General features: G+C 74.0%; 23 protein-coding genes. 13 read left to right on the forward strand and 10 right to left on the reverse strand.

Translation table 11 applies throughout. The features are described 5' to 3' along the window. Positions 1-2: 2 nt before the first annotated feature. Together MOJ79_RS12475 and MOJ79_RS12480 are read left to right on the forward strand one after the other, a co-directional pair. Positions 3-944: a DMT family transporter gene (locus MOJ79_RS12475; protein ID WP_241924456.1), complete on the forward strand. Its 942-nt coding sequence runs from the start codon at positions 3-5 to the stop codon at positions 942-944. Continuing rightward, positions 941-1,552 (forward strand): nitroreductase family protein, encoded by a 612-nt coding sequence (locus tag MOJ79_RS12480; RefSeq protein ID WP_241924457.1) that lies wholly within the window; start codon positions 941-943, stop codon positions 1,550-1,552. Before MOJ79_RS12475 ends, MOJ79_RS12480 begins: the two co-directional genes overlap by 4 nt. Positions 1,553-1,579: 27 nt before the next feature. On the opposite strand, the gene MOJ79_RS12485 is transcribed toward MOJ79_RS12480, so the two are convergent. Further along, entirely contained in the window at positions 1,580-2,476 is an 897-nt protein-coding gene (locus MOJ79_RS12485; RefSeq protein ID WP_241924458.1) for a LysR family transcriptional regulator ArgP, read from the reverse strand. Positions 2,477-2,552: 76 nt separating this feature from the next. Between MOJ79_RS12485 and MOJ79_RS12490 the strand changes: the two genes are divergently transcribed. Further along, positions 2,553-3,176, forward strand: a complete 624-nt coding sequence (locus MOJ79_RS12490) for a LysE/ArgO family amino acid transporter (protein WP_241924459.1) — start codon at positions 2,553-2,555, stop codon at positions 3,174-3,176. Positions 3,177-3,206: 30 nt separating this feature from the next. Here MOJ79_RS12490 and acuI read toward each other — a convergent pair whose 3' ends face one another. Continuing rightward, the gene (acuI, locus tag MOJ79_RS12495; protein ID WP_241924460.1) at positions 3,207-4,187 is read right to left on the reverse strand and encodes an acrylyl-CoA reductase (NADPH); all 981 of its coding nucleotides are present in this window, start codon (positions 4,185-4,187) and stop codon (positions 3,207-3,209) included. Between the two features lie 105 nt (positions 4,188-4,292). Here acuI and MOJ79_RS12500 point away from each other — a divergent pair, with 105 nt between their 5' ends. The 8 genes from MOJ79_RS12500 (at position 4,293) to MOJ79_RS12535 (ending at position 10,186) form a co-directional block, all read left to right on the forward strand. Beyond that, positions 4,293-4,862, forward strand: coding sequence for a C40 family peptidase (locus MOJ79_RS12500; RefSeq protein ID WP_241924461.1), 570 nt, complete (start codon positions 4,293-4,295; stop codon positions 4,860-4,862). A gap of 47 nt (positions 4,863-4,909) precedes the next feature. Then, entirely contained in the window at positions 4,910-6,034 is a 1,125-nt protein-coding gene (gene moaA, locus MOJ79_RS12505; RefSeq protein WP_241924462.1) for a GTP 3',8-cyclase MoaA, read from the forward strand. Between the two features lie 2 nt (positions 6,035-6,036). Then, positions 6,037-6,345, forward strand: a complete 309-nt coding sequence (locus tag MOJ79_RS12510; protein ID WP_241924463.1) for a hypothetical protein — start codon at positions 6,037-6,039, stop codon at positions 6,343-6,345. Continuing rightward, positions 6,338-6,949 (forward strand): molybdenum cofactor guanylyltransferase MobA, encoded by a 612-nt coding sequence (gene mobA / locus MOJ79_RS12515; RefSeq protein ID WP_241924464.1) that lies wholly within the window; start codon positions 6,338-6,340, stop codon positions 6,947-6,949. The genes MOJ79_RS12510 and mobA overlap by 8 nt, the downstream gene beginning before the upstream one ends. A gap of 7 nt (positions 6,950-6,956) precedes the next feature. Beyond that, positions 6,957-8,243 carry a molybdopterin molybdotransferase MoeA gene (moeA, locus tag MOJ79_RS12520; RefSeq protein WP_241924465.1) on the forward strand — a complete coding sequence of 429 codons (1,287 nt, stop codon included), beginning with the start codon at positions 6,957-6,959 and terminating at the stop codon, positions 8,241-8,243. A gap of 187 nt (positions 8,244-8,430) precedes the next feature. Continuing rightward, entirely contained in the window at positions 8,431-9,378 is a 948-nt protein-coding gene (locus tag MOJ79_RS12525) for a M23 family metallopeptidase (RefSeq protein WP_241924466.1), read from the forward strand. A gap of 9 nt (positions 9,379-9,387) precedes the next feature. Then, the gene (locus MOJ79_RS12530; protein ID WP_241924467.1) at positions 9,388-9,723 is read left to right on the forward strand and encodes a hypothetical protein; all 336 of its coding nucleotides are present in this window, start codon (positions 9,388-9,390) and stop codon (positions 9,721-9,723) included. Between the two features lie 10 nt (positions 9,724-9,733). Continuing rightward, positions 9,734-10,186 (forward strand): bactofilin family protein, encoded by a 453-nt coding sequence (locus MOJ79_RS12535; RefSeq protein ID WP_241924468.1) that lies wholly within the window; start codon positions 9,734-9,736, stop codon positions 10,184-10,186. A 16-nt stretch (positions 10,187-10,202) separates the two neighbouring features. Here MOJ79_RS12535 and MOJ79_RS12540 read toward each other — a convergent pair whose 3' ends face one another. The 4 genes from MOJ79_RS12540 to MOJ79_RS12555 all read right to left on the reverse strand — a co-directional run bounded on the left by MOJ79_RS12540 (position 10,203) and on the right by MOJ79_RS12555 (position 15,908). Further along, a complete protein-coding gene (locus MOJ79_RS12540) occupies positions 10,203-13,277 on the reverse strand; it encodes an efflux RND transporter permease subunit (RefSeq protein WP_241924469.1) in 3,075 nt (1,024 codons plus the stop codon). 10 nt (positions 13,278-13,287) lie between these two features. Next, positions 13,288-14,526, reverse strand: coding sequence for an efflux RND transporter periplasmic adaptor subunit (locus tag MOJ79_RS12545; RefSeq protein ID WP_241924470.1), 1,239 nt, complete (start codon positions 14,524-14,526; stop codon positions 13,288-13,290). 93 nt (positions 14,527-14,619) lie between these two features. Continuing rightward, positions 14,620-15,072 carry a ribonuclease HI gene (rnhA, locus tag MOJ79_RS12550; RefSeq protein WP_241924471.1) on the reverse strand — a complete coding sequence of 151 codons (453 nt, stop codon included), beginning with the start codon at positions 15,070-15,072 and terminating at the stop codon, positions 14,620-14,622. Continuing rightward, positions 15,069-15,908, reverse strand: a complete 840-nt coding sequence (locus MOJ79_RS12555; RefSeq protein WP_241924472.1) for a class I SAM-dependent methyltransferase — start codon at positions 15,906-15,908, stop codon at positions 15,069-15,071. The genes rnhA and MOJ79_RS12555 overlap by 4 nt, the downstream gene beginning before the upstream one ends. 85 nt (positions 15,909-15,993) lie before the next feature. On the opposite strand from MOJ79_RS12555, the gene gloB reads away from it, so the two are divergent. Together gloB and MOJ79_RS12565 are read left to right on the forward strand one after the other, a co-directional pair. Next, the gene (gene gloB, locus MOJ79_RS12560; RefSeq protein WP_241924473.1) at positions 15,994-16,782 is read left to right on the forward strand and encodes a hydroxyacylglutathione hydrolase; all 789 of its coding nucleotides are present in this window, start codon (positions 15,994-15,996) and stop codon (positions 16,780-16,782) included. Then, complete coding sequence (locus tag MOJ79_RS12565; protein WP_241924474.1) at positions 16,779-18,356, forward strand: transglycosylase SLT domain-containing protein; 1,578 nt, start codon at positions 16,779-16,781, stop codon at positions 18,354-18,356. The genes gloB and MOJ79_RS12565 overlap by 4 nt, the downstream gene beginning before the upstream one ends. 30 nt (positions 18,357-18,386) lie before the next feature. Here the strand turns inward: MOJ79_RS12565 and MOJ79_RS12570 are convergent, their stop codons facing one another. The 4 genes from MOJ79_RS12570 to MOJ79_RS12585 all read right to left on the reverse strand — a co-directional run. After that, the gene (locus tag MOJ79_RS12570) at positions 18,387-18,749 is read right to left on the reverse strand and encodes a cupin domain-containing protein (protein ID WP_241924475.1); all 363 of its coding nucleotides are present in this window, start codon (positions 18,747-18,749) and stop codon (positions 18,387-18,389) included. An 11-nt stretch (positions 18,750-18,760) separates the two neighbouring features. Continuing rightward, the gene (gene recR / locus MOJ79_RS12575) at positions 18,761-19,348 is read right to left on the reverse strand and encodes a recombination mediator RecR (protein WP_241924476.1); all 588 of its coding nucleotides are present in this window, start codon (positions 19,346-19,348) and stop codon (positions 18,761-18,763) included. A gap of 94 nt (positions 19,349-19,442) precedes the next feature. After that, positions 19,443-19,769: a YbaB/EbfC family nucleoid-associated protein gene (locus tag MOJ79_RS12580; RefSeq protein WP_119288881.1), complete on the reverse strand. Its 327-nt coding sequence runs from the start codon at positions 19,767-19,769 to the stop codon at positions 19,443-19,445. Positions 19,770-19,788: 19 nt separating this feature from the next. After that, positions 19,789-20,410: DNA polymerase III subunit gamma/tau C-terminal domain-containing protein (locus tag MOJ79_RS12585; protein ID WP_272885386.1), on the reverse strand; the 622-nt coding region annotated here is incomplete at its 5' end.

Here is a 20,410-nt window from a genome sequence, read left to right on the forward strand (position 1 = left end):
CGATGCGACTGTCGCCCCGCCTCGTCGTGCTGCTGACGCTGCCGCCGCTGCTGTGGGCGGCCAACGCGATCGTCGGCCGGCTGATGGTGGGTCAGGTGCCGCCGGTGACGCTCAACGCGCTGCGCTGGGTCCTCGTCGCGGTGCTGCTGCTGCCGCTGGGCTGGCGCGCGCTGGCCACCGCCGGCGCGCGCCGCGCCGTGATGGCGCGCTGGCGCGAGCTGGCCTGGCTCGGGCTGCTCGGCATGGGCTGCTTCAACACGCTGCAGTACACCGCGCTGACGACGTCGACGCCGCTGAACGTGACGCTGATCGCCGCCAGCACGCCGGTGTGGATGCTCGCGGTGGGCGCGCTCGTCTACCGCGAGCCGGTCACGCGCCGCGCGCTGACCGGTGCGCTGCTGTCGCTGGCCGGCGTCGCGGCCGTGCTGTCGCGCGGCGAGCCGGCGCGGCTGGTGCAGGTGCAGTTCGTGGCCGGCGACCTGTGGATGCTGCTGGCCGTCTTCACGTGGGCGTTGTACACGTGGCGCCTCGCGCGCCCCGGGCCGCTGATGCGCGCCGACGCGCGCCCGGCGTGGAACTGGGCCGAGTTCCTGCTCGTGCAGACGCTGTTCGGCGTCGCGTGGAGCGCGGCGTTCGCCGCCGGCGAGCTCGCGTGGGCCGACCCGGCGCCGATCGCGTGGACGTGGCCGGTGGTGCTCGCGGTGGTCTACGTGGCGGTCGGCCCGTCGATCATCGCCTATTACTGCTGGGGCCGCGGCGTCGCGCACGTCGGCCCGGCGGTGGCGGCCTTCTTCGGTAACCTGTCGCCGCTGTTCGCGGCGCTGATGCAAGCCGCGCTGCTGCGCGAGCCGCCGCGCGCGTACCACGCGCTGGCGTTCGCGCTGATCGTCGGCGGCATCGTCGTCTCCACGCGCCGCCCCGCCGTGGCGGCCCAACCCCGATGAGCAGCGCCACCGACCGCGACGACGACCTCGCCGACTTCGCCGCCGCGCTGATCGGCAGCCGGTTCTCGGTCGCGCCCAAGCGCCTCGCGCCGCCCGGCCCCGACGCCGAGCAGCTGCGCCGCATGGTCGAGGCCGCCGCGACCGCCCCCGACCACCGCGAGCTGCGGCCGTGGCGGCTGCTGCGCATCGCGCCGGCGCAGCGCGACGCGCTGGCCGACCTGTTCGAAGCGGCGCTGCTCGAACGCGACGCCACGGCCGGCGCCGCCGAACGCGCCGACGCGCGCGCGAAGGCGCACCGCGCGCCCGAGCTGCTGCTGGCCGTCGCACGGCTCGCGCCCGCGCACGACGACGTGACCGAGCCCGAGCGCTACGTCACGCTGGGCGCCGCGCTGATGGCGCTGCTGCTGTCGGCGCACGCGATGGGGTTCGGCGCGATGCTGACCTCGGGGCGCGCGCTGCGCAGCGCGCGCTTCGCGCGCGGCCTCGGGCTCGCCGACGACGAGCGGCCGGTGTGCTTCGTCTCGATCGGTACGCCCACCGAGGTGAGGCGCCACGCGCGCGCGCCGGCGAGCGAGTGGCTCGCCGACTGGCAGCCGCCGCCGGGCTGACCACGCGCCGGCCGCGGACGACGTGCGTCAGCGCTCGAGCACGCGCGCCGCGGCGGCGACCACCGCGTCGGTCAGCCGCTGCAGCCGCGGCGACGCGAGCCGCGGGTGCTGCCAGTGCAGCGGCACATGCAAGTCGTGGCCGGCGCGCAGCGCGACGAGCTCGCCGCGCTCGAGCCGCGGCCGCACGAGCACCGCCGGGTGCAGCCCCCAGCCCAGGCCCGCCGCGCACGCGTCGACGAAGGCGTGCGTCGACGGCAGCCAGTGGCGCGGCGGCGCCACCGGCGCGCCGACCTGCAGGCTCTCGATCCACCGGTCCTGCAGCCGGTCCTTGGGGTTGAAGGTCAGGCACGGCGCGCGCGCGAGCGCCGCGGCGTCGATGCCGGCTGCAAAGTGCGCCGCGACGAAACCCGGGCTCGCGCAGGCCACGTAGCGCAGGCGCCCGAGCGCGACGCTGCGGCAGCCCTGCACCGGTGCGGCCAGCGTCGTCACCGCGGCCAGCACGTCGCCGCGCTTGAGGCGCTCGGCGGTGTGTGCCTCGTCGTCGAGGCTCACGTCGAGCAGCGCGTCGCCGCCGGCGCAGAACGCCGCCATCGCCGGCACGAACCAGGTCGCGAGGCTGTCGGCGTTGACGGCCACGCGCAGCGTCGGCGTGCCGACGCCGGCCTCGGCGAGCACCGGCAGCGCGGCACGCAGGTCGGCCTCGAGCAGCGCGACCTGCTCGACGTGGCGCAGCAGCTGCAGCCCGACCGCGGTCGCGCTGCACGGCGCGCCGCGCACGACGAGCACCTGCCCGATGCGCTGCTCGAGCAGCCTGACGCGCTGCGACACCGCCGACGGCGTCAGGTGCAGCGCCTGCGCGGCGCGCTCGAAGCTGCCTTCGCGCACGACGGCGGCCAGCGCTTCGAGCAGGGTGTAGTCGAGCATCGGCTTCAGCGGCGCTTCAGCGGGTGCAGCAAGTCTAAGTGGCGGTCGTGGCTCGCCGCGGGCATGCTGCGCGCCGATGTCCGCCGCCACCTCCTCCTGGGCCGCCGCGTCGCAGGGCTTCGCGCTCGGCGGCTCGCTGATCGTCGCCATCGGCGCGCAGAACGCTTTCGTGCTGCGCCAGGGGCTGCGGCGCGAGCACGTCGCCGCGATCGTCGTCTTCTGCATCGTCGCCGACGCGCTGCTGATGCTCGCCGGCGTCGCGGGGCTGGCCACCGTGCTCGGCCACCGGCCGCAGCTGGCGCGCGCGCTCACGGTCGGCGGCGCGGCGTTCCTCGCGGTCTACGGGCTGCGCGCGCTGTGGCGCGCGCTTCGCCCGCAGGCGCTGCGCGTGGCCGACGACGGCCGCGGCGTGACGCTGGCCGCCGCGCTCGCGCAGTGCGCCGCGTTCACGCTGCTGAACCCGCACGTCTACCTCGACACCGTGCTGCTGGTGGGCAGCGTCGGCGCGCGGCTCGGCGAACTGCGCGGGTGGTTCGCCGCCGGCGCCGTACTCGCGAGCATGCTCTGGTTTACGGCGCTGGGCTTCGGCGCGGGGCTGCTGGCGCCGCTGTTCGCGCGGCCGCGCGCATGGCAGGCGCTCGACGTGCTGATCGGCGTCGTGATGCTGGCACTCGCGGCGCTGCTGATGGCGGCCTCCTGAGCGACGCCAGCGGCTTCGCGCGGGCTCGGGTCAGCCGATGCGCACGACGATGCGCCCGCGCACCTGGCCGTTCATCAGCCGCTGCGCCGCGTCGACGACGTCGGCCAGGCCGATCTCCTGCGTCATCGACTCGAGCAGCGTGGGGTCGAGGTCGCGCGCCAGCCGCTGCCAGGCCTCGCGGCGGCGCGGCATCGGCGCCATCACGCTGTCGATGCCCGCCAGCGTGACGCCGCGCAGGATGAACGGCGCCACCGTGCCCGGCAGGTCCATGCCCTGCGCGAGGCCGCACGCGGCGACGACGCCGCCGTAGCGCGTCTGCGCCAGCGCGTTGACCAGCGTGTGCGAGCCCACCGCGTCGACGACGGCGGCCCAGCGCTCCTTCTGCAGCGGCTTGCCCGGCGCGGCGAGCTCGGCGCGGTCGATCACCGTCGCGGCGCCGAGACGGCGCAGGTAGTCGGCCTCGGCCGTCTTGCCGGTGGCCGCGGTCACGCGGTAGCCGAGCCTGGCCAGCAGCGCGACGGCGACGCTGCCGACGCCGCCGGTGGCGCCGGTGACGAGCACGTCGCCGTCGCCGGGCTGCACGCCATGGCGCTCGAGCGCGAGCACGCACAGCATCGCGGTGTAGCCGGCGGTGCCGATCGCCATCGCCTGCCGCGGCGTGAACGCAGACGGCAGCGGCACGAGCCAGTCGCCTTTCAGGCGCGCGCGCTGCGCGAGGCACCCCCAGTGCGTCTCGCCGACGCCCCAGCCATTGAGCACCACGCGGTCGCCGGGCTTCCAGTCGGGGTGCGTGCTCTCGAGCACGGTGCCCGCGCCGTCGATGCCGGGCACCATCGGCCACTGGCGCACGACGGGCGCGCGGTTCGTGATCGCGAGCCCGTCCTTGTAGTTCAGCGTCGAGTACTCGACGCCGAGCAGCACGTCGCCGGCGGGCAGTCGCGCGTCGTCGAGTTCGGCGAGCGCCACGGTGACGCCGGCGTCGGTCTTGTCGAGCAGCAGGGCCTTGAACATCGGTGTCCTCCGGCGTGTCGCGGGGCTTTCGGAAGTGCGCGCAAGTCGTTGATTCTCCGCCACATTACGGTGGCTATCGCGCACGGGTGCTGCTATTCTGCCGCGATGGCGACGTGGCAGGCGGCTCTCGTGTCGGGCATCGCACTGGTGCTCGCCGGCTGCGCGTCCGCGCCGCGGCCGCCGGCGCCGGTGCCGGCCGCCGGCGACACCGCCGCCGAGGCCGCCGCGGTGCACGCGGGCCTGCCCGAGGTCGTGCTGGCGGCGATGAGCTTTCTCGACCGCCCCTACGTGCGTGCCGGCAACGGCGAGACCGGCTTCGACTGCAGCGGCTTCACACGCCACGTGTTCGACATCGCCGCCGGTGTGCAGCTGCCGCGCCGCGCGCACGAGCAGGCGCACGCGAGCGGGCTCGTCGGCGTGCCGCGCGATGCACTGCGCCCCGGCGACCTGGTGTTCTTCAACACGCTGCAGCGCCCGTTCTCGCACGTGGGCGTCTACATCGGCGAGCACCGCTTCATCCATGCGCCGCGCGTCGGCGCGCAGGTGCGCATCGAGGACATGCGCGTGGACTACTGGGCGCGCCGCTTCGACGGCGCCCGCCGCGCCGTGCTCGGCGGCGCCGAGCGACTCGTGCGCGCCGAGCCGGCGCTCGCCCCTGCCGCCGACAGGCCCTGAGGCGCACCGCCGCGCCCGCGCCGGGCCGCGACGGCACAATCGGCCGCATGGCCGAACGCACGATCCCGATCGCCGACCAGCGCCACGCCGCCGCGGTGCCCGCGATTCCCGCCGTGCTGCAGCCGCCGAGCGGGCTGCTCGCGGACCGCCTGGGCCGGCCGCTGCGCGACCTGCGCATCTCGGTGACCGACCGCTGCAACTTCCGCTGCAGCTACTGCATGCCCAAGGAGATCTTCGACGGCAGCTACCCGTTCCTGCCGCACGCGTCGCTGCTCAGTTTCGAGGAGATCACGCGGCTGGCGCGCCTGTTCGTCGCGCACGGCGTGCGCAAAATCCGGCTGACCGGCGGCGAGCCGCTGCTGCGCAAGAACCTCGAGACGCTGATCGCGATGCTCGCCGAGCTGCGCACGCCCGACGGCGAACCGCTGGACCTGACGCTGACGACCAACGCGACGCTGCTGGCCAAGAAGGCGCGCGCACTCAAGGACGCCGGGCTGCAGCGCGTGACGGTGAGCCTCGACGCGCTCGACGACGCGGTGTTCCGCGCGATGAACGACGTCGACTTCCCGGTGGCCGGCGTGCTCGACGGCATCGACGCGGCGATGCGCGTGGGGCTCGGGCCGGTCAAGGTCAACATGGTCGTCAAGCGCGGCACCAACGACGGCGAGATCGTGCCGATGGCGCGCTTCTTCCGCGACCACTACGACGGGCGCGTCGTGCTGCGCTTCATCGAGTTCATGGACGTCGGCAACACCAACGGCTGGCGCATGGACCACGTGCTGCCGTCGGCGCAGGTGCTCGAGCGCATCGACCGCGTGTTCCCGCTCGAGCCCGTCGAGCCCAACTACACCGGCGAGACCGCCGAGCGCTGGCGCTACCGCGACGGCCGCGGCGAGATCGGCCTGATCAGCAGCGTCACGCAGGCCTTCTGCCGCGACTGCAACCGCGCGCGGCTGTCGACCGAGGGCAAGCTGTACCTGTGCCTGTTCGCCACGCGCGGGCACGACCTGCGCGCGCTGCTGCGCAGCGGCGCGAGCGACGCGCAGATCGCTGGCGCGATCGGCCTGATCTGGGCCGACCGCGACGACCGCTACTCGGAGCTGCGCAGCGCGGGCCAGGCGCCGCTGGCCAGCGGCGAGCGCAAGGTCGAGATGCACTACATCGGGGGCTGAGCATGTCGGTATGGGACAGTTGGCTCGACCGGCGCGTGCGCTGGCGCCTGCTCGCCTTCACGGCGGCGAGCTTCGCGCTGCCGTGGACGCTGGGCGAGTTCGCGAAGACGTTCTACCAGGCCGGGCTGCACGGCGACCCGGTGCGCAGCCAGCTGCTGATCGACTACATCGTGATCGGCGCGATCGTGTTCTCGCTGACGATGGTCGTCACCTACGCGCTCGGCGCGTGGATCCACGGCGTCATGCGCGGCCCGCGCCACGACGGCGACCGCTTCCCCGACGCCAGCGGCGAGGCGCTGCGCGATGACTGAGCCGGCGATCGACCGCGCCGACATCACCGGCCTGATCCTCGCCGGCGGCCGCGGCAGCCGCATGGGCGGCGTCGACAAGGGGCTGCAGAACCACCGCGGCATGCCGCTGGCGCTGCACGCGCTGTGGCGGCTGCAGCCGCAGGTCGGCCACATCATCATCAACGCCAACCGCAACCTCGGCGCCTACGAGTCGTTCGGCGTGCCGGTGTGGCCCGACGCGCTGCCCGACTTCGCCGGACCGCTGGCGGGCTTCCTCGCCGGTCTCGAGCACTGCGAGACGCCGTGGCTCGTCACGGTGCCGTGCGACACGCCCGACTTCCCCGCCGACCTCGTCGCGCGGCTGGGCGCCGCCGCGCTGCAGGCCGACGCCGAGATCGCGATGCCCACCGTGTGCGAGGACGACGGGCGCTGGCGCACGCAGCCGGTGTTCTGCCTGCTGCGCACGGCGCTGCTCGACAGCCTCGTGCGCTTCACGCACGAAGGCGGGCGCAAGATCGACGCCTGGACCGCGCAGCACCGCACCGTCGAAGTGCCGTTCGACGACGCGCGCGCCTTCTTCAACGCCAACACGCTGGCCGATCTGCGCCAGCTGCAGACCCGCTGATCCGACGATGAGTGCCGCCCCGAGCCTCGAACAGATCGCCTCCTGCGTCGCCGGCTACGACCCGAACGCGCTGCCGGTGGCGCAGGCGCAGGAGTTCATCGCGCGGCTGGTGCCGCGCGTCGAGGCCGTCGAGAGCGTCGCGATCCGAAGCGCGCTCGGGCGTGTGCTCGCGCGCGACGTCGTCTCGCCGATCGACGTGCCGGCGCACGACAACTCGGCGATGGACGGCTTCGCGCTGCGCGGCGCCGACCTCGCCGCCGACGGCCCGACGACGCTCGTCGTCGCTGGTACCGGTCTGGCCGGCGCGCAGTTCGAAGGTCCGGTGCCGCCCGGTCACTGCGTGCGCATCATGACCGGCGCCGTGATGCCCGCCGGCCTGGACACCGTCGTGCCGCAGGAGTTCGCAACGCTCGACGGCGACCGCGTCACGATCCCCGCCGGCGTCGTGCGCCCCGGCGACAACCGGCGGCTCAAGGGTGAGGACCTCGCGCGCGGCGAGGCAGCACTCGCCGCCGGGCGGCGGCTGACGCCGGCCGACCTCGGCCTGCTCGCGTCGCTCGGCCGCGCCGAGGTGCCGGTGTGGCGGCGGCTGCGCGTGGCGTTCTTCTCCACCGGTGACGAGCTGCGCTCGATCGGCGAGCCGCTCGATGCCGGCTGCGTCTACGACAGCAACCGCTACACGATCTGGGGCATGCTGCAGCGGCTGGGCGTCGACGTGATCGACATGGGCGTCGTGCGCGACGAGCCGGCCGCGCTGGAAGCGGCGTTTCGCGCCGCGGCGGCGAACGCCGACGCGGTGATCACGTCGGGCGGCGTCAGCGTCGGCGAGGCCGACCACACCAAGCGCATCATGAAGCAGCTCGGCGACGTGCTGTTCTGGAAGATCGCGATGCGCCCCGGCCGGCCGCTGGCGATCGGCCGCATCGCCGACGGCACGAAGGAGGCGATCCTGTTCGGCCTGCCGGGCAACCCGGTGGCGGTGATGGTGACGTTCTACGCCTTCGTGCGCGACGCGCTGCTGCAGATGATGGGCGCGGCGCCGCAGCCGCTGCCGATGCTGCGCGCCGCGTCGACGACCGCGCTGCGCAAGAAGCCCGGGCGCACCGAGTACCAGCGCGGCATCGTCACGCGGGGCGCCGACGGCGGCTGGCAGGTCGCGATCACCGGCAGCCAGGGCAGCGGCATCCTGCGCAGCATGAGTGTGGCCAACGGGCTCGTCGTGCTGCACCACGCGCAGGGCGACGTCGCGGCGGGCGAGTTCGTCGACGTCATCCCGTTCGACGGGCTGGTCTGAGCCGCCGGCCGCGGCGCGCCCCGCCTCGACGCCGCGTCGCGCCCTACACGCCGTTGCGACCGGTAACGGCTCGATGCGGCACATCCCCCTAGGATGACGAGACGGACGGCGGGCTGCCCCGACCTCCGCAGCGATGCGCGGCACGCCGCCGCGCGAGCCGATCCATCGAACGTTGGGAGGGCGATCCGTGTCGCTCGTGCTGATCACCGCCAGCGCCCGCCGCGCCTCACGCGTGCGCACGCTGTCGGCCGCCCGCGTCGCGGCGTGCGGCGTCGTCGCGGCCATCGTGCTGCTCGGCACTGGTGCCACGCTCGGCTACCAGGTCGCGCGGCTCGAGCCGGCGGCGGCGCCCGCCGACGCGCAGCCGCACCCGTTCGCGCTCGAGCAGATCGGCGCCCTGTCGGCGCGGCTGTTCCGCCTCGAGAGCCAGGCCGCACAGCTGGTGCAACGGCTGGGCGAAACCGCCGAGGCACCGACGCGCGTCAGGGAGCGCCACGTGGCCGAGGAGCGCGCACCGTCGTCGACGGCCGCCCCAACGGGCACGGCCGCCGCGACACCGGCGAAGCCGGCTGCCGCCGCAACATCCGGCGAGACCGTACCGCCGCCCGGGCGCGGCGGCCCGCTGCTCGCCCCGCGCCCGAGCCCGGCACTCGACGTGCTCGACGCGCAGCTCGGGCAGCTCGAGGACCGCATCGACCGCATGCTCGACGCCGTCGCGCAGCGCCAGTCGGACCTGATGCGGCTGCCGACCCTGATCCCGCTGCCCGAGGGCGAGCTCGTCTCGCCGTTCGGCAACCGCTCCGACCCGATCACGTCGCGCCACGCGTTCCACGCCGGCGTCGACTTCGCGGCGCCACACGGCACGCCGATCGTCGCGGCCGCCGGCGGCGTCGTCGACGTGGCCGGCTGGCACCCGGACTTCGGCTGGACGGTCGAGATCGAGCACGGCAACGGGCTGCGCACGCGCTACGCGCACGCCTCGAAGCTGCTCGTGCGGCGCGGCGACATCGTCACGCCGGGCGAGCGCATCGCGCTCGTCGGCTCGAGCGGGCGCTCGACGGGCCCGCACCTGCACTTCGAGGTGCTGCGCGCCGGCGTGGCGGTCGACCCGCGCCGCTATCTCGCGCAGCGCTGAGACCGCGCGATGCTGGGCCCGCGCCGGCTGCCAAGGGACCTGACGCGCACACCGCTCGTCGTCGCCGCACCGACGCGACGCGGCGGCGCGTTGGCCGCGCTGGCGGCCGCGGCGTTGCTGGGGTTCGGCGCCGCGCTGGCGCTGCCGCACGTCGTGCCCGCCGCCGACGGCATCGACCCGGCCGTGCACTGGCAGCACCTGGCCGAACAGCACCGCCTCGCGCTCGACCTGGCGCGTGCGCGCGCGCAGGAGCTCGAGCGCCAGATCGACACGCTGAACCAGCGTGTCGGCGAATGCCGCGACGAGCTGACGTTCTTCCGCCAGACGCGCGAAGGCAGGCGCTGAGGAGCCCACGATGTTCGGCAAGCCGCGACCGAAACCGGCGATCAAGCTCACGCAGCTGTCCAGCCTCGTCGCCGCCGGCGTCGAAGTCGACGGCGACGTCGTTTTCACCGGCGGGCTGCGCATCGACGGGCACGTGCGCGGACAGGTCTGCGGGCGCAGTCAGGGCGGCGAGGCGCCGGCGCTGCTCGTGCTGTCGGACACCGGCCACGTCGAGGGCCGCGTGCGCTGCGGCCACGCGCTGATCAACGGCCGCGTCAGTGGCGACCTCGACGTCGAGCACTACGTCGAGCTGCAGGCCGGCGCGCGCGTCACCGGCACCGTCCGCTACCGGCAGCTGCAGATCGACGTCGGTGCCGTCGTCGAGGGTCAGCTGGTGCACCTCGGCGCCGCCGACGCGGCGGGCACGGCCAACGTCGTCGAGCTGGTCCCCGACACGCAGGCCGCCGCCGGCGAGCGCCGCTGACGCGGCCGGCGCCGCATCAGGCTTTTGCGGCTTCGGTGCCGGCCTCGGGCGTCGTGATCTCGCCCGGGATGCGCTTGCGCGCGAGCAGCGTGTAGACGGTGGGCACGACGAAGACCGTCAGCAGCGTGCCCACCGTCATGCCGCCGACGATGACCCAGCCGATCTGCTGCCGGCTCTCGGCGCCGGCGCCGGTGGCCAGCGCCAGCGGCACGGCACCGAGCACCATCGCGCCGGTGGTCATCAGGATCGGGCGCAGCCGCAGCGTCGCCGCCTCGACGGTGGCGCTCATCACGTCGTGGCCCGAGCGGCGCAGCTGGTTGGCGAACTCGACGATCAGGATGCCGTGCTTGGTGATCAGCCCGATCAGCGTGATCAGCCCGATCTGCGAATAGACGTTGAGCGTGCCGCCGCTCCACTGCAGCGCCGCCAGCGCCCCGACGATCGACAGCGGCACCGACAGCACGATGATGAACGGGTCGATGAAGCTCTCGAACTGCGCGGCGAGCACGAGGTAGATGAACAGCAGCGCGAGCACGAACACGATGCCCAGCGCCCCCGACGACGCGCGGAACTCGCGGCTGACGCCGTTGAGCTCGGTCTGGTAGCCCGGCGGCAGCACCTGGCGCGCCGTCTCGTCCATGAACTGCAGCGCCTGCCCGAGCGAGTAGCCCGGCGCGAGGTTGGCCGTGATCGTCACCGAGCGGCGCTGGTTGAAGTGGTTCAGCTCGCGCGGGCTGACCGACTCGCGCACCTTCACGAGCGCGGCCAGCGGCACCATCTCGCCGCTGCGCGCGCGCACGAACAGGCGGTCGATGTCCTGCGGCGTCGCGCGGCCGCTGGCCGCGGTCTGCACGACGACGTCGTACTGGTCGGCGCCGCGCTTGTAGCGCGTGACGTTGCGTCCGCCGAGCATCGTCTCGACGGTGCGTGCGACCGCGTCGACGCTGACGCCGAGGTCGGCCGCACGCTCGCGGTCGACCTCGAGGAACAGCTCGGGCTTGTTCAGCCGCAGGTCGATGTCGGGCTGCTGGATGCCGGGGTTCTTCGCCATCTCGGCGAGCATGCGCTGCGCGACGCGCGCGAGGTTCTCGTAGCTGTCGCTGGTCAGGATCACGTACTCGAGCGGGCGCGAACGGAAGCCCTGCCCGAGGCTCGGCGGCGTGACCGGGAACGCCGTCACGCCGGGCAGCTGCATGAACTTCGGCAGCAGTTCGCGCGCGATGTCGGTCGTCTTGCGCTCGCGCTCGTCCCAGTCGACGGTGCGCATCACGACGAAGCCCTGCGAGACCTGCGGGTTGCCGGCGATCGCGAACACGCGGTCGAACTCTGGCACGCCGGCGGCGATGCCCTCGATCGCCGCCAGGTAGCGCGACGTGTACTCCAGCGTCGCGCCGTCGGGCGCGCTGACGATCGACAGCAAGACGCCGCGGTCCTCGATCGGCGACAGCTCGCTCTTCGCGTGGACGAACAGCCACCAGCTGCCCGCGCCGGCGGCCACCATCACGAGCAGCACGGCCCAGCGATGGCGCAGCGCGACGCGCAGCACGCGCGCGTAGCCGCGGCCCAGCGCGGCCAGTCCGCGCTCGATGCCGCGATTGAACCAGCCGGGGTTCGGGTCGTGGCGCAGCAGCTTGCTGCACATCATCGGCGACAGCGTCAGCGCGACGAAGCCCGACACCAACACGGCGCCGGCCAGCGTCAGGGCGAACTCGGTGAACAGCCGCCCGGTGCGCCCGGGCGTGAACGCCAGCGGCGCGTACACCGCCGCCAGCGTCAGCGTCATCGCGACGATCGCGAAGCTGATCTCGCGCGCGCCCTTGAGCGCCGCCTGGAACGGCGCCATGCCCTCTTCGATGTGGCGGTAGATGTTCTCGAGCACGACGATCGCGTCGTCGACGACGAGCCCGATCGCCAGCACGAGCGCGAGCAGCGTCAGCGTGTTGATCGTGAAGCCGGCGGCGGCCATGATCGCGAAGGCGCCGATCAGGCTGACCGGGATCGTCACCAGCGGGATGATCGACGCGCGCACCGTGCGCAGGAACAGGAACACGACGAGCGCGACGAGCACGACGGCCTCGGCGATCGTCGTGTAGACGCTGCGCACGCTGCGGTCGATGAACACCGACAGGTCGTTGGCGAGCACGACGTCGACGCTGGGCGGCAGCTCCTCGCGCAGCCGCGGGATCATCTCGCGCACGCCGGCCGCGACCTCGAGCGGGTTGGCCGTCGCGTTGCGGATCACGCCGGTCGACACCGACGTGACGCCGTTCAGCCGCGTGCTGCTGCGCTCGCTGGCGGGCGCCTCCTCGATGCGCGCGACGTCGCGCAGCCGCACGATGAAGCCGTTGGCGTTGCGCAGCACGACGTCGCCGAACTGCGCCGGCGTCGCGAGTTCGGTGCGCGACGTCACGCTGAACTCGCGCTGCGTGCTCTCGATGCGCCCCGCGGGCACCTCGAGGTTCTGGCGGCGCAGTGCGTCCTCGACGTCCTGCACCGTCAGCTGGTAGGCCGCGAGCGCCTCGGGGTCGAGCCACACGCGCATCGCCGGCACGCGCTCGCCGTACAGGCGCACGTCGGCCACGCCCGGCACCGTCTGCAGCCGCGGCTTGACGATGCGGTTGACGAGGTCGGTGATCTCGAGCGCCGACATCGTCTGGCTCGGGAACGCGAGCCAGATCGTCGGCGTCGCGTCGGCTTCGACCTTCGAGATCACCGGCTCGTCGGCGGCGTCGGGCAGGCGGCCGCGCACGCGCGCGACCTTGTCGCGCACCTCGGCGGCGGCGGCGTCGGGGTCGCGGTCGAGCTTGAAGCGCACCGTGATCTGGCTGTTCTCGGCACGCGAGATCGAGGTCACGATGTCGACACCCTCGATGCCGGCGATCGAATCCTCGAGCGGCTTGGTCACCGTCGACTCGATGACCTCCGACGACGCGCCGACCAGCCGCGTGCTGACGGTGACCACCGGCTCGTCGATGCGCGGGTACTCGCGCACCGTCAGGCGCTCGAACGAGACCAGCCCGATCAGCACGAGCAGCAGCGACATCACGGTGGCCAGCACCGGACGGCGGATCGACGTTTCGGAGATGCGCATCGCCGTGCCCTCAGCCAGCGCCGCCGTTGGGGCGGCCCGCCGGTGCGCTGCCGGCCGCCGCCGGTGGGCGCGGTGCGCCACCGCCGACCTGCACGATGCGCACCGGCACCGACGCCTCGCGCGCGATGCGTGCATGCCCGGCGGTGACGACAAGATCGCCGTCGGCCACGCCCTGCAGCAGCTCGACCTTGCCCGGCAGGCGCACGCCGATGCGCGCCTCGATGCGCTGCGACACCTTGCCGTTCGGCCCGTCGACGACCTTGAACACGAACTGCCGGTCGCCCTGCGGCACCAGCGCCTCCTCGGGCACGACGACGGCGCCGTCGCGGCTCGCGAACACGGTGCGCGTGCGCGCGAACATGCCCGACTTCAGCGTGCCGGCGGCGTTGTCGAGCCGCGCACGCACGAGCAGCGACCGCCCGCCGGCGTCGACCTGCGCGTCCAGCGCCTCGATGCGCGCACGCAGCGTCTGCCCCGGCTGCGCGTCGAGAACGACTTCCACCGGCTGGCCGATGCGCACACGCGGGATGAAGCGCTCGGGCAGGCGGTAGTCGACCCACAGCGACGACGTGTCCTCGATCGCGACGAGGTCGGTGCCGTCCTTGACGTAATCGCCGACGTGGACGCTGCGGATGCCGGCCTGGCCCGAGAACGGTGCGACGATGCGCATGCGTTCGAGCTGCGCGCGCGCCAGCGCCACCTGCGCCTCGGCGACGTCGAGCGCGGCCTGGCTCTGGTCGACCGCGCTCTGGCTGACGAAGCCCTGCGCGAGCAGCTCGCGGTTGCGCTGCAGGTTGGTGCGCGCGATGGCCGCCTGCGCCTGCGCCTGCTGCAGCTGTGCGGCCTGCAGCCGGTCGTCGAGCTGCACGAGCAGCTGCCCCTGGCGCACCCGCTGGCCGTCGGCGAAGCCGAGCGCGACGACGCGCCCGCTGACCTCGGGGCGCAGCATCACCGCCTGCCGCGCGCGCAGCGAGCCGACGGCCGACACCTCGTCGTCGATGCGCATCGCCGTCGCGCGACCGACCTCGACGACGGCCGGCCCGCCGGGACCGCCGGGCCCACCGCCGGCACCGGGCCGCGGCGCGCCAGCGGGCCCTGCCGCACCGGGCGGCCCCGAAGTCGCCGCACCGGGCGGCCCCGATGCCGCCGTGCTCGGCCCGGCCGCGGGGCCGCGGTGCTGGAACCACCATGCCGCGGCACCGGCCAGCGCGATGCCGACCACGGCCACCGAAACGTACAGCGCTTTCACGTCGAAGCGTCCTTCCAGGACGTCGCGGCAAAACGACCGCGACGCAAAGCGGACAACTGTAGCGGCGATGCGTAAAGCGCGTGTTGCTGGCGGTCAGCGGGCGGCGGCGGCCGCCGCCGCGGCACCCCGGTTGGCCAGTGCGTCGGCGCGCTCGTTGCCCTCGTGGCCGGCGTGACCCTTGACCCAGCGCCAGTGCACGTCGTGCTGCTGGCGCAGCGCATCGAGGCGCTGCCACAACTCGACGTTCTTCACCGGCTTGCCGTCGGCGGTGCGCCAGCCGCGCTTCTTCCACGCCGGCAGCCACTCCGTCATGCCCTTCTTGACGTACTCGCTGTCGGTGTGCACGGTGACGCGGCAGCGGCGCTTGAGCGCCGCGAGCGCCTCGATGACCGCGGTCAGCTCCATGCGGTTGTTCGTCGTCATCGCCTCGCCGCCGAACAGCTCCTTCTCGTGCGAGCCCCAGCGGATCCACGCGCCCCAGCCTCCCGGTCCCGGGTTGCCCTTGCACGCACCGTCGGTGTAGATCGTCACCGTGTCGTCGCTCATCGCCCCACCTCGTCGCTCACCGCCTCGGCGTGCGTGCGCTGCGGCGTCGGGTGCCGGTTGGCGACGACGGCCGGCGCGGCCGCGACGCGCCGGCGCGCGTCCTTGGCCAGACCGACCAGCCGCATGCCGCGCACCCGCTTGACCGCGACGAGCGAGTAGACGGCGCCGAACACCGGCCACCAGCGGTCGCCGGTGCGGTCCATCCAGCCGTCGCCCTGCAGCCAGCGCGGCGACGCGACGGGCCACGCGTAGCAGCCGAAACGACCGCCCTCCATCTCGAAGCTCAGCAGCCGCAGCCAGTCGCGCAGCCGCCAGTAGCCGATGAACTCGCCGCTGCGCGGCAGGAAGGTGTCGCCACGACCGCGCACGCGCCGCAGCCACTGGCCCGCACGCTGGCGCAGACCCCACAGGCTCGCGCCGTTGAAGCCGAACACGACGAGGCGCCCCTCGGGCACCAGCACGCGCTCGACTTCGCGCAGCGTGTGGTGCGGGTCGCGCGCGAACTCGAGCGTGTGCGGCAGCACGACGAGGTCGATGCTGTGCGACGGAAACGGCAGCGCGTCGAAGTCGCACTGCAGCGCGACGGCGGCCCCCGGCACGCCCTGCGCGTCGTCGGGCGGCGCCGGCAGCCGATGGTCGGCCGCACACCAGCGGTGCGGCATGCGGTTGCAGCGCAGCGCGTCGAGCTGGCACAGGCCCAGCTGCAGCGCGTGGAAGCCGAACAGGTCGGCGACGACCTGGTCGACGCGCGACTGCTCCCACGCGAGCAGGTAGCGCCCGGGCGGCGTGCGCAGCCAGGCGGCCAGCTCGTCGCCGCCGTGCGCGACAGGGCTCAACGCAGGCACGAAGGCGTGGTACATGCCGGGCGACGCGCCGTCACTCGGGGCGTGTTCGCGAGGGAGCGGTTTCTATAATCCATCGATGCCTCTCGAGCTGACCCCGCTGCCAGCGTTCGAAGACAACTACCTCTGGTTGCTCGTGCGCGGCCACGACGCGGTGGTCGTCGATCCGGGCGATGCCGCCCCGGTACGGCGTGCGCTCGAAGACCGCGGCCTCAGGCTGGCGGGCATTCTAGTGACGCACCACCACGGCGATCATGTCGGCGGTGTCGACGCACTGCGCGCGCAGCTGCACGGCCCCGTATGGGCGCCGGCGCGCGAGCGCATCGCAGGGCCCGTCGTCGGCGTGCGCGACGGCGACGTCGTCTCGGTGCTCGGCATCGGGCTGCGCGTGATCGACGTGCCCGGCCACACCGCCGGCCATGTGGCCTATTACTGGCCCGGCGACGCGACGCAGGCGCCGCTGCTGTTCTGCGGCGACACGCTGTTCTCGGCCGGCTGCGGCCGCCTGTTCGAGGGCACGGCCGCGCAGATGCACGCCTCGCTGTCCAGGCTCGCGGCGCTGCCGGGGCCCACGCGCGTGTGCTGCGCGCACGAGTACACGCTGTCGAACCTGCGCTTCGCGCAGGCCGTCGAGCCCGACAACGCCGACATCGCGCACCACCGTGAGCGCTGCGAGGCGCTGCGGCGCGAAGGCCGCCCGACGCTGCCGTCGACGCTCGCGCTCGAGCGGCGCATCAACCCGTTCCTGCGCTGCGGCGAGCCCGCCGTCGTGCGGGCCGCACGCGCGCACGACGGCACGCTCGCCGCCGACGCGGGTGCCGCCGACGTCCTTGCCGTGCTGCGCGAATGGAAGAACCGATTCCGATGACCGACCCCTTCCGACTGCTGGCCGCACTGGCCGCCGCCCTCGCCCTGTCCGCCTGCTCGACGCTGCCGTCCGAGCCGCCACCGCTGGCCACCGCGCCGGCGGCGGCATCGCCCGACGCCGCCGCGGTGGCGACGGCGACGCCGGCACGGCCCGCCGCGGCGCCCGTCGCGCCGGCGACGCCGGCTGCTGCCGACCCGCCCGCCGAGGCGATCGACCCGCTGCGCCCCGACCGGCCGGTCGACCTCGAAGCGCCCGGCGCGCGCACCGACCTGTGGCAGCGCGTGCGCAACGGCTTCGCCGTGCCCGACCTCGACGACGAGCTCGTCACCCGGCACGAGCGCTGGTACGCCAGCCGCCCCGACTACGTGCGGCGCATGACCGAGCGCGGCGGCCGCTACCTGTTCCACATCGTCGAGGAGGTCGATCGCCGCGGACTGCCGATGGAGCTCGCGCTGCTGCCCTTCATCGAGAGCGCGTTCAACCCGCAGGCGCTGTCGTCGGCGCGCGCGTCGGGCATCTGGCAGTTCATGCCCGCCACCGGGCGCGACTTCGACCTGCGGCAGAACCTGTTCCGTGACGACCGGCGCGACGTGCTCGCCTCGACACGCGCCGCGCTCGACTACCTGACGCGGCTGTTCAACATGTTCGGCGACTGGCACCTCGCGCTGGCCGCCTACAACTGGGGCGAAGGCAACGTGCAGCGCGCGATCCGGCGCAACGAGGCGGCCGGGCTGCCGACCGACTACCTCAGCCTGCGCATGCCCGCCGAGACGCGCAACTACGTGCCCAAGCTGCAGGCGGTCAAGAACATCGTCGCCAACCCGGCTGCGTTCGGTCTGGCGCTGCAGCCGCTCGAGAACCACCCGTTCTTCCTCGCGGTGCCGATCGAGCGCGACATCGACGTCGCGCTCGTCGTCGAGCTGGCCGGCATCACCGCCGAGGAGTTCCACCAGCTCAACCCGCAGCTGAACAAGCCGGTGATCCTTGCCGCCGGCACGCCGCAGGTGCTGCTGCCCTACGACAACGCCGGCGCGTTCGTGCGCCGCCTCGCCGCGCACCGCGGCCCGCTCGCGAGCTGGACGGCATGGACCGTGCCGCGCACCGTGCGTCCGGCCGAGGCCGCCAAGCTCGCCGGTGTCAGCGAGGCGCAGCTGGTGCAGATCAACCGCATCCCGGCGGGCATGCTCGTCAAGGCCGGCTCGACGCTGCTCGTGCCGCGCAGCGCGCAGCGCACGGCCGACGTGCCGCCGCAGGTCGCCGACAACGCCGTCATTGCGCTGACGCCCGAACGCCCGCCGCTGCGGCGCGTCGTCTACCGTGCGCGCGCGAACGACACCGTGGCCAGCGTCGCGCGCCGCTTCGGCCAGAGCGCCGCCAACGTCGCGCGCTGGAACGACGTCTCGACGAAGGCACGCTTCGCGCCCGGCGCGACGGTCATCGTCTACGTGCCGCAGACGGCCACCGCCGCAGCGCCGCGCCGGCAGGCCGCCAGCGCCGGCACCACGCGCAGCGCCGCGAAGGCCGCGCCGCCGCCGCGCGCCGCGAAGGCACCGGCACGGCGCCCGACGCGCTGAAACCGCGCGGCCGCGCGCCGTGCGGCGCGTTCAGTCACCGACGATCGCGTAGGTCTTCGTCAGCGGCTCCAGCACCTCGAACGAGCCGCGGAAACCGGCCGGGATCACGATCGCCTCGCCCGGCCCCGCCTCCTCGAACGAGCCGTCGTCGGCGTGCACGCGGCAGCGCCCGGCCAGCACGGTGAACAGCTCGCGCTCGCCCGCGCCCATCTCGATGCGCCAGTGACCGGGCTCGCAGCGCCACACGCCGACGCAGAGCCGCCCCGTCACGGCTTCGTCGACGAGGTTCCAGGTCTCGCGCTGCGGGTTGCCGCGCAGCAGCCGTTCGGGCTTCGGATGGTCGACCTCGGGCGTGCCGGGCATCGTGGCGCGCAGCTTGATCAGGCGGGTCATCTCGGTGTCCTTCAGCGTCGCTCGACGAGCGCGTGCGCGATCGTCGACAGGTCCACGTATTCGAGTTCGCTGCCGGCGGGCACGCCGCGCGCGAGCCGCGTGACCTTCAGCCCGCGCTCGCGCAGCGCCTGCGCCAGCAGGTGCGCCGTGGCCTCGCCCTCGGCGGTGAAGCTGGTGGCGAGGATCACCTCCTCGACGACGCCGTCGCCGGCGCGCTCGAGCAGCTCGGCCACGCCGATGTCGCGCGCGCCGACGCCGTCGAGCGGGCTCAGCCGTCCGAGCAGCACGAAGTACAGCCCGTGGTAGCTGCCGGTGCGCTCGAGCGCCGCCTGGTCGGCCGGCGACTCGACGACGCACAGCAGCCGCGCGTCGCGCTGCGGGTCGCGGCAGGTCTCGCACACCGGCTGCTCGCTGAACGTGTGGCAGCGCTGGCAGTGACCGACCTTGTCGACGGCGTCGCGCAGCGCCTGCGCCAGCCGCAGCGCGCCGTCGCGGTCGTGCTGCAGCAGGTGGAACGCCATGCGCTGCGCCGACTTGACGCCCACACCCGGCAGCCGGCGCAGCGCCTCGACGAGCGCGTTCAGGCTCGACTCGGCCACCGTCGCTCCCGGCGGGGTGTCACGGGGATCTCGCAGGCGTCGCGCATGGCACCGCCGCCTCCAGCCAGCCGCAGGCCGCTTCGGGCAGGCGCCATCAGAACGGGAACTTCATCCCCGGCGGCAGCGGCAACCCGGCCGTGAGCTTGCCCATCTTCTCCTGCGTCACTTCCTCGGCGCGGCGCACGCCGTCGTTGAACGCGGCGGCCACCAGGTCCTCGAGCATGTCCTTGTCGTCGGCGAGCAGGCTGGGGTCGATCACGACGCGCTTGACGTCGTGCTTGCACGTCATCACGACCTTCACGAGCCCGGCGCCGGACTGGCCCTCGACCTCGATCGATGCCAGCTCCTCCTGCGCGCGCCGCAGGTTGTCCTGCATCGCCTGCGCCTGCTTCATCAGGCCGGCCAGCTGGTTCTTCATCATCGTCGGGCTCCTCGAACGGTCAATGGGTCTGATGGGGCTTGATCGACCCCGGCACGATGCGCGCGGTCGGGAACTGCGACATCAGCTGCTGCACGACGGGGTCGTTGTGGATGATCTGCTCGGCCTCGCGCTGGCGGCGCTCGCGCTCGGCCGCGTCGCGCAGCGCCGGCGAGTCGGCGGGCGCGCCGGCCTCGACCTCGAGGCGCAGCGCGTGGCCCAGGTGCTCGGCGAGCGCCGCCTGCAGCTTGTCGCGAGGCGGCGCCGTGCGCAGCGACTCGCGCGCGACGCGCAGGCGCCACAGCGGCGGCGTCGCGCGCTCGTCGACGGCGACGAGCTCGGACTGCAGCGCGAGCTCGCGCGCGAGCGCGCCGATCGCCTGCCTGCGGTCGAGCTCGGCGACGACGGCGGCCCAGCGCTCGCCGAGCGCCGTCGGCACGAGCGTGGCCGGCGCAGCGGCCGAGGCGACGGCCGCTGCGGCGGTCGGCGCACTCGGCCGCGATGGCCGCGGCGCCGGCGCCGCGGCGCGCGCGGCGTCCAGATCGCCGTCGTCCCACGGCGGCGGGCCGTCGTCGGGCGACGTCGCCGGCGATGGCTGCGGTGCCGCATCGCGCCGTGCAGGCGCCGGCGGCGGGGCCAGCGTC

This window comes from Calidifontimicrobium sp. SYSU G02091, assembly GCF_022631395.1.
Taxonomy (GTDB): domain Bacteria; phylum Pseudomonadota; class Gammaproteobacteria; order Burkholderiales; family Burkholderiaceae_C; genus Calidifontimicrobium; species Calidifontimicrobium sediminis.